The sequence below is a fragment of the Dehalococcoidia bacterium genome (assembly GCA_035574915.1).
Taxonomy (GTDB): domain Bacteria; phylum Chloroflexota; class Dehalococcoidia; order DSTF01; family WHTK01; genus DATLYJ01.
In genome coordinates this window covers 1-10,844 of sequence record DATLYJ010000173.1, presented here as the reverse complement: position 1 = coordinate 10,844, position 10,844 = coordinate 1, and the positions used below count along the sequence as shown (strand labels likewise).

At 68.7% G+C, this 10,844-nt stretch carries 12 protein-coding genes; 9 read left to right on the top strand and 3 right to left on the bottom strand.

What is annotated here, in order from left to right; genetic code table 11:
* The 3 genes from VNN10_15565 to VNN10_15555 form a co-directional block, all read right to left on the bottom strand.
* Positions 1–639, bottom strand: a 639-nt coding sequence (locus VNN10_15565; GenBank protein HXH23437.1) for a hypothetical protein, incomplete at its 3' end; no start/stop codon positions are given.
* Positions 636–1,985 carry a tetratricopeptide repeat protein gene (locus VNN10_15560; GenBank protein ID HXH23436.1) on the bottom strand — a complete coding sequence of 450 codons (1,350 nt, stop codon included), beginning with the start codon at positions 1,983–1,985 and terminating at the stop codon, positions 636–638. The genes VNN10_15565 and VNN10_15560, both read right to left, overlap by 4 nt.
* 17 nt (positions 1,986–2,002) lie before the next feature.
* Positions 2,003–3,259 (bottom strand): DUF4331 family protein, encoded by a 1,257-nt coding sequence (locus VNN10_15555; GenBank protein HXH23435.1) that lies wholly within the window; start codon positions 3,257–3,259, stop codon positions 2,003–2,005.
* Positions 3,260–3,501: 242 nt separating this feature from the next.
* On the opposite strand from VNN10_15555, the gene VNN10_15550 reads away from it, so the two are divergent.
* From VNN10_15550 to VNN10_15510, 9 genes are all read left to right on the top strand, one after another.
* Positions 3,502–4,089 carry a sigma-70 family RNA polymerase sigma factor gene (locus VNN10_15550; protein HXH23434.1) on the top strand — a complete coding sequence of 196 codons (588 nt, stop codon included), beginning with the start codon at positions 3,502–3,504 and terminating at the stop codon, positions 4,087–4,089.
* Positions 4,086–4,766 (top strand): anti-sigma factor, encoded by a 681-nt coding sequence (locus VNN10_15545; protein ID HXH23433.1) that lies wholly within the window; start codon positions 4,086–4,088, stop codon positions 4,764–4,766. Before VNN10_15550 ends, VNN10_15545 begins: the two co-directional genes overlap by 4 nt.
* A gap of 44 nt (positions 4,767–4,810) precedes the next feature.
* On the top strand, positions 4,811–5,533 hold the full coding sequence (locus tag VNN10_15540; protein ID HXH23432.1) for a dolichyl-phosphate beta-glucosyltransferase: 723 nt from the start codon (positions 4,811–4,813) through the stop codon (positions 5,531–5,533).
* 321 nt (positions 5,534–5,854) lie between these two features.
* Positions 5,855–6,010 carry a hypothetical protein gene (locus tag VNN10_15535; GenBank protein ID HXH23431.1) on the top strand — a complete coding sequence of 52 codons (156 nt, stop codon included), beginning with the start codon at positions 5,855–5,857 and terminating at the stop codon, positions 6,008–6,010.
* 12 nt (positions 6,011–6,022) lie between these two features.
* The gene (extP, locus tag VNN10_15530; protein ID HXH23430.1) at positions 6,023–6,793 is read left to right on the top strand and encodes a selenite/tellurite reduction operon b-type cytochrome ExtP; all 771 of its coding nucleotides are present in this window, start codon (positions 6,023–6,025) and stop codon (positions 6,791–6,793) included.
* Positions 6,794–6,817: 24 nt separating this feature from the next.
* Positions 6,818–7,903, top strand: a complete 1,086-nt coding sequence (locus tag VNN10_15525) for a hypothetical protein (GenBank protein HXH23429.1) — start codon at positions 6,818–6,820, stop codon at positions 7,901–7,903.
* 46 nt (positions 7,904–7,949) lie between these two features.
* Complete coding sequence (locus tag VNN10_15520) at positions 7,950–8,984, top strand: Rieske 2Fe-2S domain-containing protein (GenBank protein HXH23428.1); 1,035 nt, start codon at positions 7,950–7,952, stop codon at positions 8,982–8,984.
* On the top strand, positions 8,984–10,291 hold the full coding sequence (locus VNN10_15515; protein ID HXH23427.1) for a cupredoxin domain-containing protein: 1,308 nt from the start codon (positions 8,984–8,986) through the stop codon (positions 10,289–10,291). The genes VNN10_15520 and VNN10_15515 overlap by 1 nt, the downstream gene beginning before the upstream one ends.
* A gap of 119 nt (positions 10,292–10,410) precedes the next feature.
* Positions 10,411–10,844, top strand: a 434-nt coding sequence (locus tag VNN10_15510) for an amidohydrolase family protein (protein ID HXH23426.1), incomplete at its 3' end; no start/stop codon positions are given.

The following is a 10,844-nucleotide window of genomic DNA, read 5'->3' as shown; positions in this document are numbered from 1 at the left end:
GCTATGGCCGGCGGCGATGGCGAAGCGGGCCTCGCGGACGTCGAGTGGGCTCTTCAGGAGGTCCGGCGGAAATGCCGTCAGCTCGTTCGAGAGGTCGCGCGCCAGCTCCGGGGGCGCCCGTAGGGCCACGCCGGCGCCGGCCCGCACCACGATCTCCTTCCAGCCCAGGCGGCCAGCATAGTTGTTGTCGCGCACGCTGACCTCGATACCGTCCTGCCATCCTGACGGCAGCGCTCCCTCGAAGCCGGCGACCAGTCGTAAGGTGCGCAGCCCGCCCTGGCCTTCGGGGAACGAAAGCTCGGCGCCCGGCAGGGGCGACAGGACGACGCGTGTGCCGCCACCGCGGATGTCGAGGCCGGCGGCGAGCGCCGGGAGTCGCGCGGCGACGTAGCCGCCGGCCTCGGCGGCGCCTGGCTGGCCGTCACGGTCGCGGTCGATGGACTGCAACTCCTGGAACGCCGGCACTTCAGCCATGTCGACGATGTATCGTATGCGGACTCGGTCGACCTCGAAGTCGAGGCGCGCGTAACGGTTGACAGAGAAGTTGCCTATGGGGTGGGCGCCGGCTGCCGCGGGCCGCCCGAGAGCGACTGGTACGAGTACGAGCATCGCGATCAACGCCAGGCCAAGCCGCTTCATCTTGCCCTCCCTTCGAGTTCAGCCAGGGCGGCGCGCGCCCGTGGCGCTTCCAGGAGCGAGAAGTGGGGGTTCGTGGCGAGCGCGCGCCGGAGCAGGTTGCTGGCCCGCGCGTCGTTACTCAACGCCTTCTCGACCATGCCCGCGTGGTACAGCAGCGCCGCGTCGGGTGTGCCCAGACGCAGCGCCTCGGCCGCGTAGATGGCCGCCTCCTGTGGTTGTCCGGCGTTCAGGAGCGCCCAGGCAAGAGCATCGGCGGCGTAGACGCCGGGCGCGGCCTCGTAGGCCTGGCGGGCCAGGGGCAGCGCCTCGGCGGCGCGGCCGTGGCCCGCGTAGTAGACGGCGAGGGAAAGGTCCGTGTTCACCCCGCTCGCGCGGTAGAGCGCCGCGATGGCGTCGACCAGCGCGTATGACTGATCGGCGCTGGCGGCGCGTCCCGCGGCTGCGTAGGCATCCCCTAGGGCGATGACGTACTCGAGGAGTGGCTGGCTCGCCAGGGCGGCCTCGTAGTCGGCGATGGCGCCATCGAGGTCGCCCCGGGCCGCCCTGGCCCGCGCCCGCAGGGCAAGGGCAGGGGCGGAGCCGGGGTGCGCGCGCAGCGCAGCGGCAGCAGCGCGCTCGGCTGCGCCCGGCCTGCCGCGGTCGAACTCGAGAGCGCCGAACTGCACGCGCGCCCAGGCTTCGTCGATGGCGGAGTGGCCCCGGGCGGCGGCGATAGCCTGCTTCCAGAAGTCGGCGGCGTTCGCGACGTCCCCGCGCAGGAACGAAAGGTGCGCCATGCGCGCGAAGGTCCCGACACCCGGTGCGAGGGCGAGCGCCTCCTGGTACGCCGCCTCCGCCTCGTCATAGCGCCCGAGGGCGATGAGCGCGTCGCCGCGAAGGGCATGGCCGGCTCCGCTTCGCGGCCTCGCGGCGAGCGCGCGGTCCGCGAGCTCGAGGCCGGCAGCGAAGTCGTGCACGGAGATGCGCGCCGCGGCGGCGGCCACGAGCGAAGGCTCGTAACGGGGGAGCGCCGCGAGAGAGCGTCCGGAGGCCTCCAGGGCGCGCCCGTAGTCCGCGGCGTCTCCGCTTTCCCGCGCCCGAGCGATGTACTCGAACGTGAGGACGTTGAGGGCGGTGACGTCGAACGGATCGGCCTCGAGGCGCTGTTCGAAGAAGGCGATGCGGGCGCCGCGGGCGGAAGTCTCCGCGGCCGCGTCGACGCCAGCGCGCCCTGCTCCGTCGCCGGGCTGAAGGAGGGCGAGGAGGGCGGCCGCGAGCGCCAGGGCAGTCGCGAGTCCGGAGGCAAGCCAGTAGACGCCGGCGACTGAAGCGCGCCGCCTCGTGATCGCCCTGGTGTGTACGGCCACCTCTCCTCTCCCTTCGGTTAGCGCGCCTTGCGGCGGGCCATAAACACGCCTGCGGAGCCAAGTACCGCGGCCACTGCCGCCATGGCGCCAGCCAGCGCCCACAGGGTCCCGTCGGACGCCATGCCGGCGTCGCCCGTCGAAGGTGGCCGGATGGGAGACGCGGCCGCCGCGGCAGGCTGGTGCGGTTCCGCGAGGTAGGGGAAGGCAGGCAGGAAGGCCCTGTCGTTCGCGTTGACGCCGTCGGAGACGCCGGCGGCACCGCCGCGGTTCAGCACCACGCCCAGAGCGGCATCGACCACGTCATCCTGCAGGCGGCGGCCGTTCGGGAACTGCAGCGCCTGGGCGAAGTTGATCGTCACCACGTCGGGGATCAGGGCAGCCGCGACCTGCTCGGAGTTCAGCGGGCCCAGCGGGCCGCCGTTCTGGGGGGAGCTCGGCCCGAACAGCCGGTCGACGGCGCCGCGGAGGGTGTTGATCGTCGCGAGGGCGGCCGGGCGGAAGGCAGTCGCGTCGTTGATCGGGTTGCCGGCGTTGAAGGCGTCCTTCTGCGCCGACGGGATCAGCGCGGTGTTGATCGCGGGGATGGCCATCCGGTCGATGCGCTGGCCGTCGCGCGTGGTCGAGACCCAGGTGCGGATCGTGCCGGTGTTAGCGTTGGCTGCGCCGGTCACCGCCGTTACCGGCGCCTCGATCACGATCGCGAGGATGTTCGTGCCGGCGAAGGCGTCGGCCGGCTGGCCGGCCCCGGCGGGCCGCAGGCCGGCGGCCGGGACCTGCGGGTTGGCGACGAAGCCCTGGAAGCCGGTCAGGTCGAAGAAGAAGGGGTCGTCGCGCAAGCCCGCGAAGACGCTGACTCCGCCCGTCGTCGTGATTACCGGCGTCGCGGCGTTGGGCGGCGTAATCGGGGCCGTAATCGGCGCGCCGAGACCCTCGATGATCAGCGAGTCAGCCTGGGTAGTCATGCGGATGTTGACGGTCGCCTCATCCACAAGGTCGCCGGTGCGGTCGATGTGCACCTGGTACTGCACGCGCGGGTCAAAGCGCCCGCGGGTGTTGTTGTCCGAGGGGGCGATGAGCGGGTTCAGGCTGATCGCCAGCACGAGGTTGTTCGGGTTGGCGCCGCGGAATGCGTAGACGTCGTTTATGTCGGCGGTGGGGTTGGAGACGTTGAGCGGCGAGTCCCGGTGATCGGCTCCGCCGGCCGTGGCCAGCGAGCCGAGGCCGGCAGCGGCGACGAGCGCCAGTCCGGCGAGCAGAAAAAGCGGTTTCTTCATTCCTAGGTCCTTTCTGTCTGCGATCTGGACGTGCTGGGCTCGGCGTCAGCTCGAATAGGCGCCTCCTCGCGGAGCCGAAGCGGCCGGAGGAATGGCTCATACCGGTCGCCTCACTAAAATTGGCAGCACCTACAGTTCGTCTGGGGATTGGGGCCGGATCACCAGTTTCGGCCCGAATCAGGACAGCGCTGCATGGAGGCGCGACGAAGGAGCAGCGCTTGGACCCGCGAGCGCACCCTCCTATGGATCGCGGGAGCGGTGATCCGGCGGCGGGGAGCGGACGAATACCTCTGAGCGAGCCCGATTCAAGGCTCCTTGATGGACTGCGCCGAAACGACAGGGAGGCCATGGCCTCGCTCTACGACGCATACGGTGCCCTGGCGTATGGCCTTGCCGTTCGCACCCTTGGCCGCAGCCCCGAAGCCGAGGACGTGGTGCAGGAGGCGTTTCTCGCCCTTTGGCGCCAGGCCGCGCGCCTCGACCCATCGCGTAGCGTCCGCAGCTACCTGCTCACCATCGTCCACAACAAGGCGGTTGACCGCCTGCGGCATCGGTCCCGCCGCCCCGAAGTGGGGCTCGACCGCGAGGCCCCGATGGCCCGCGAGGCCGCCGACCCCGTCGAGTTCGCCGAGGCGCTCGAGAACCGGGAGCTGGTGAGGCGCGCGCTCAGTGAACTCCCGGAAGAGCAGCGGAGCGCGGTGGAGATGGCGTATTTCGGCGGCCTGACGGCAAGCGAAGTTGCGGACCGTCTCCGGGTGCCGGTGGGTACGGTCAAGAGCCGCTTGCGCCTGGCGTTAATGCACATGAGACGGACGCTGGGGACGACATGAAGATCGAGTGTGATCAGGCAGAGGAATTGCTGGCGGCCTTCGCCCTGGAACGCCTCGACCGCGAGGAAGAGGAGGCTATGACTGAGCACCTCGCCTCCTGCCGCCGCCATGATGCCGGCCTCGCGGCGTTCCGGGCGGTCGTCTCAGCGCTGCCGCTCTCCGCGGAGGAGCTTTCGCCGCCCCCGCGCCTGAAAGCGAGCCTCCTGGACGCGTTCGACCGCGAGGTTGCGGGCCGTGCGCTGCGGCGCCATGCCACGCGGCCGCCTCTCCCGCGGCGCGTTCTGGCCTCACCGGCCTTCGCATACGCCCTCGCCGCTGTCCTCGCGGTCATCGCGGTCGGGCTTGGCGCCTGGAACATCTCGTTGCGTGAGCGGGAGGCGCCGGCAGTGGTCCGGGTCTTCAACCAGGGTGGCATGTCGATGCGCCTGGTGTATCTCCGGGAAGAGCAGGTCGCCGTGCTCGAGGTGAACATGCCGGCTTTGCGCGCGGACCAGACCTATCAGGCCTGGAAGGTGCCGAAGAGCGGCGCACCGGTCAGCCTGGGCCTCCTCGGCAACCGCGGGACCTTTGCTTTCAGCGCCAGCCTGGACGATGCCACTGCGGTGGCGATCAGCGTCGAGCCGGCGCCGGGCAGCCTGCAGCCGACGACCACGCCGGTGATAGTCCAGGAGTTCTGATAGCCCGCCCGCGACCCTGGCGGTAGGGGCACTACAATGGCGGCGTGGCAACAGTCGACGTAGTCATCCCGGTCCTCAACGAAGCGCATGTGCTCGAACGGTCCGTGAGGGCGCTGCACGCCTTCCTGACCGACAACCTCGGCCACACCTGGAGGATCGTCATCGCCGACAACGGCTCCACGGACGGCACCTTCGAGATAGCGAAGCGGCTGGAGAGCTCGCTGCCTTCCGTGCACGCCGACCACATCCCCGAGGCAGGGCGGGGGCGAGCGCTGACGCGCGCCTGGCTGGCCTCGACGGCCGACGTCGTGTCCTACATGGACGTCGACCTCTCGACCGACCTCGGGGCCTTCCCCAGGCTGGTCGCCGCTATCGTCGACGAGGGCTACGACATCGCCGCGGGCACCCGCCTGGGCAAAGGGGCCGAAACGACGCGCTCCCTGAAGCGCGAGGTGCTATCGCGCGGTTTCGTACTGCTGATCAACGCCCTCTTCGGGACCCGCCTGCGCGACACCCAATGCGGGTTCAAGGCCATGAGCCGCGAGGCTGCGCAGAAGCTGCTGCCGCTGACTCTGGACACCGGCTGGTTCTGGGATACGGAGCTGCTGCTGATGGCGGCCAAGGGCGGCTGGCGTGTGAAGTTCATCCCCGTCCGCTGGGTCGAAGACCCCGACAGCCGGGTGAAGGTGCTTTCGACAGTGTGGAAGGACCTGAAAGGCCTTGCCCGCATGCGCCGGTTCGACTGGTCCAAGGCCCGCAAGCCCTGACCTCTGATGGCCTGCGGCCGCCGGAGGATACGCGGGACTGTGCGGCGCCGGCCCTGGAGTGACCCCGCCTATCGGCTTCTCAGCAAGGCATTTCTGGCTGGCACGCCGACTGGCTGACTGGCCGAGGGGCCGGTCCGGCGTCCAGCGCCGACTACGAGCCCGCCTCTACCGCGCGCGGCACCGCTGGTACTGCACCGGCCACCGTTCGCCAGATTCGCAGTTGCCTTGACTCTAGTAGGGGACGCTGCTAAATTCCGCCTTGCTAACGGCTTCACAAACCGGAATTGAACGCCGGGTCTGGTCGAAGCAGGGAGGGGCCGCTTGGAAGTCCTTGGCGTTCTCTTCGCCGGGTTCGAGCCCAACAAGATCTTCCTTGAACTCGTCTCCGTCGACATGGCCGAGCTCATAATCGTGTTCGGCACCATTGCCGTGAGCCTTGGTCTCATGGTTGTATTTGGCAACTGGTGGTCCAGGTAGGGAGGAGCCTCGATGGCTGTAGGTGAGCGACCACGCACTGAGCGCCCGAAAGGCCCGGGACTCCTTGGCATCATCTACGACAAGCTCTTCCACAACTACATCTGGCAATCGATCTTCCGGAGCGGTTACCCGAATACGCCACGCAACCAGATGCTCGTCGTCGCGACGAACGTCTTCCTTCATCTCCACCCGACCCGCATCCACAAGACGCACGTCAAAATCACGCACACTTACTGCCTCGGCGGGCTGAGCTTCTTTCTGTTTCTCGGCCTGACGGTCACGGGCGTGATGCTGATGTTCTACTACGTGCCCTCGGTCGAGCGCGCGTACCAGGACATCGCCACCCTGGAGACGAGCGTCCGTTACGGCGCCCTCATGCGGAACATGCACCGCTGGATGGCCCACGGCATGGTGCTGACCGTGCTCCTGCACATGATGCGCGTGTTCTACACGGGCGCCTACAAGCCGCCCCGTGAGTTCAACTGGGTGGTTGGTGTCATCCTGCTGATACTAACGCTGCTACTGAGCTTCACCGGCTACCTGTTGCCCTGGGACCAGCTGGCGCTCTGGGCGATCACCGTAGGCACGAACATGGTCGGTTCGGCGCCGGTGCTCGGGGACTCGGTGGTGTTCGTGATGCGCGGCGGGTTCGAGGTCGGGCCCAACGCCTTGATCCGCTTCTACACGCTGCACGTGATCGGGCTGCCCTTGGTGGCCGCCGTGTTCATGGCCGTGCACTTCTGGCGAATCCGCCGCGACGGCGGCATGGCGCGGCCTCTGTAAGCGCGGGCGAAGGGGGAGGGAGCCGTGGCTGCTGCATCGCCGGCACAGGTTAGGCCGCGACGCGAACGCGAAGAGGAGCTCCTGGTCTGGCCGGACCTCGTCTTCGTGGAGTTCATCTGCGCCGTCCTTTTCAGCTTCACGTTCCTTGTCATTTCGGCGGTAGTGAACGCGCCGCTCATCAACCGCGCTAACCCGGACGTCACCCCCAACCCGTCGAAGGCGCCGTGGTACTTCCTCAACCTGCAGGAGCTGCTCCTGCACATGCACCCGGCGCTCGCAGGAGTTATCGTCCCCACCGTCGCCCTGATCCTTCTGGCCGCCATCCCTTACCTCGATCGAAGCAAGGAGGGGCAGGGGACGTGGTTCGGCACGGTGAACTCCGTGCGCATCACCGTCTTCTCCACCATCTTTGCCGCCGTCGGTACGGTGATCCTGATCCTTTACGACTCCGGGAAGCACGTGCAGCTCTACGAGACCATCACCGGCTCCCCCTGGCGGGTCGGCGACAGGCGGGTGACGCCGGACGGCGTGGTCGAGAACGTGGGGCGTCCGGAGTGGCTGCCGGATGTCGGCATCGTGCACGCGATCTGGGACCTGGTCTTCTCGCGTGACCTGCGCTCGATACAGACGGAGTGGAAGTGGGACTCGCCCCTCGGCAGGTGGCCGGACAGCTTCACGGCCATCCCTATCCCGCTCAACGGCACCTCCTGGCCGCGCTGGGGCTCGATAGGCGCGGAGCGAGCGCCGGACGGGCACGCGCTCAGCGGCTATCACCTCGACCCCGTCACGGGCGCGGTGCAGCCGCCGCCGCCGTGGTATCAGAACCTGCCGGACTGGCTCACTGGCCTCTACTGGTACGACCTCAACCTCAACCTGCCGGCGTTCATCGTTGAGATACTCATCCCCACGATGACGATGGTGGGGCTGCCGATCCTCCTCATCTACCTGCTGTGGCGGATCGGTTGGGTCCGCACGCGGCGTGACGTAGCAATCTCAATCTTCAGCGGCTTCATCGCGGTCTACTGGGTGATGACCATCGTCGGGGCCGCTTTCAGGGGCGCGGGCCAGGAGCTGGTAATGCCCTGGGACGTCCCAACGATCGACGGATGACCATACCGCTGAAAGCGCGCAACATGGTGAGCAGGAGGGTCGAGCGATGCGGTTCATAAGCATCTGGCCCGCGGTACTTGGTCTTGCGCTTGCTCTGGCGGTTGTCAACGTCATCGAGCCAATCGAGCACTCGCTGTCCTTCGCCGGCGGCGTGCTCACGCTCATCGCCCTCATCGGTTGGGTCCTGGAAGCCCGAGAGGTCGCCGGCCCGCCGCCGCCTGCCGAAGCCGATACGGATGAGGAGCACGAAGAGGCTCCGGGACCGAGCTTCTGGCCGGTCGTCGTTGCCATCGGCGTCGTGGCTATCGCCGCCGGGCTGGTGTACGACTGGGAGTACCTGGGCCTCGCGATCTCGCTGCCGCTGGCCGCCGCGGCGGCCGCAGCCTGGGGCAAGGCGGTACAGGAAGAACAGGCGGGCGTGCCCGTGCAGCACCCGTGGTACGTGCCGGCGGCCCCGGCCGCGGCCGGTGCTGGTGCCGGAGGAGCGGTCCTGGCGCCTGTCCCGCAGCGGGCGTTGGCCGCCCAGGCCGCCGCGGGCGCCGCGATCGCCGTCGAGCAGGTCGACCGGCGTGAGATCTCCAGGCGCGGCCTTCTGCGCGTCACCTTCTGGGCCGGCCTCGGCGCCGGACTTGCCGCCGTTGCCACGAGCTTCATCGACTTCCTCTACCCGCGGGGCGTCACGGGGTTCGGCGGCATCATCAACGTACCGGGCACGGTCGAGAACTACCCGCCCGGGACGAAGGTGCAGATCCCCGAAGGGAAGTTCTGGCTGGTGAACCTCACGGCGGAGCAGGGTGGCCCTGGGTTCCTGGCCCTGTGGTGGAAGTGCCCTCACCTGGGCTGCACGGTGCCATGGCGCCCCGAGTTCACCTTCAATGACAAGCGCGGCTGGTTCCGCTGCCCCTGTCACGGCTCCACGTATGACGATGCCGGGGTGCGCGTCTACGGTCCCGCGCCCCGCTCCATGGACCGCATGCTCCTGACTATTGACCCCGCCTCAGGGCGGATCTCCGTCAACACAGGCCGCGTGACGAAAGGTACGACCGACAACGCGAAGTTCGCCGTGAAAGCTCCTAGCTGATGAATACAAGGAAACAAGTCCTGGTGATGGTGACCTTGCTGATGCTGGGGCTCCTCGGCATCGCCGCGTACTCAGCGTGGGACCCGGACCGCAACATCGAGGCGCAGGAGCACTTCAACGAGAAGGTCGCCAAGCGCGGCGCTATCCTCTTCGCTCGCAACTGCCGCCTCTGTCATGGTGACGTTGGCGAGGGCGGCGCCCTCGGTGGCAGGCTTGCCGCGGCTCCGGCGCTCAACCGGCCGGACCTTCAGGGCTTCACCGACTCCAAGGCCACCCTCGCGGCCGACATCAGCGAGACGGACACGACAATCCGCGTGAGCAGCGGCACCGCCTTCGCGACGGCGAAGGTCATCCTCATCGACGAGGAGCGGATGAACCTGAAGCGAGTCGACGGAAACAACCTCACCGTCGAGCGCGGGGCTGCCGGCACGGCGCCGGCGCCTCACTTCCGCGATGCGCCCATCCTGCTGCTGGACCCCGCTTACCTCACCAGCCAGCAGCGCATGATTACGAACACGATCGCCTGCGGCCGCGTCGGCACGGCGATGCCGACGTGGAGCCAGGACCACGGCGGCCCCCTCAGCGATGAGCAGATCCGGCAGCTCACGGTCCTCATTTCCGAGGGCCACTGGGAACTGGTGGCCGAAGAGGTCGACATAGAGGACGCGGTTGGCGCCCACCTCACCCGTGAGATCGACGACACGACGATCTCCCTGCCTGTGTCCGACGTCTCGTTCTTTACCCAGGGCGAAGCTCTGCGCATTGGCGAGGAGCGCATGCTCATTACCGGCGTGCCCAAGCTGAGCCCGCTGGAGAAGGACAAGAGCGGCATCATCGGCGTGACCAGGGGCGCGCTCGGCTCGATCCCGGCGCCGCATACGCCGGACGAGGAGATCTTCCGCTTCCCCCTCGCCCCTGACTCGCCCTCAATCGTCCAACAGTCCTGCGGCCAGTTTGCGCGCCCGGCGCCGCCAAGCCGCGCCCCGGGCCCTCAGGCCTGCGCCGACCCCTGTCAGACGGTCGAAGTCACCGCCCAGGGCGTGGCCTTCAACGTCAGGGAAATCCGGGTGCCGGCGGGTGGGAACATCCGCATACGCTTCACCAACAACGACACCGGTGTCGACCACAACATCGCGGTCTATCAGAGCAGCACCAACCTGCAACCCGTGGCGCCGGGGGCGGTCGGCGCGATCTTCCCCGGCCCGGGAGTGGACGAAGTGGTGTTCGCGAAGCCTCCGCCAGGAAGCTACTTCTTCCGCTGCGACGTCCACCCGACGACCATGACGGGCACGTTCGTGGTCCAGTAGGGCACAGGCAAGACCGTCCCTGGACACCGTAGGCCTTCGGCCGTCCCGTTGCGTGGGGGCGGTGGCGAAGGCAGGCTGCCCGCCGGCGCCCGGCCAGGGCCACGGGCTAGAATCGCAGTGTGGCCGACCTCTTTTTGCGCAACTGCCGCGTCTATGGCCGCGCTGGCGCGGACGCGATCCTCATACGCGGCGGCCGCATCGCCTCCCTGGGGCAAGAGCCAGACCTCGAGCGCGAGGCTTACTCCTGGCGGGCGGAGGACATCGACCTGCGCGGACGCCCGGTGCTGCCGGGCTTCATCGATGCCCACATCCACCTGCTGGCGTACGCGGCGCGCCTGCGCTCGGTCGATTGCAGTTCGGCGACGTCCATCGCCGCCATCCAGGCTCGCGTGCGGGAGCGAGCCGCCAGGCTGCCTCCCGGGACCTGGGTCAGGGCCGCGGGCTACGATGAGCGCGCCCTGCGGGAAGGCCGCCACCCGACGCGCCGCGAGCTGGACCAGGCGGCGCCCGGCCACCCCGTGCGCCTGGACCACCGCAGCGGCCACGCCACCGT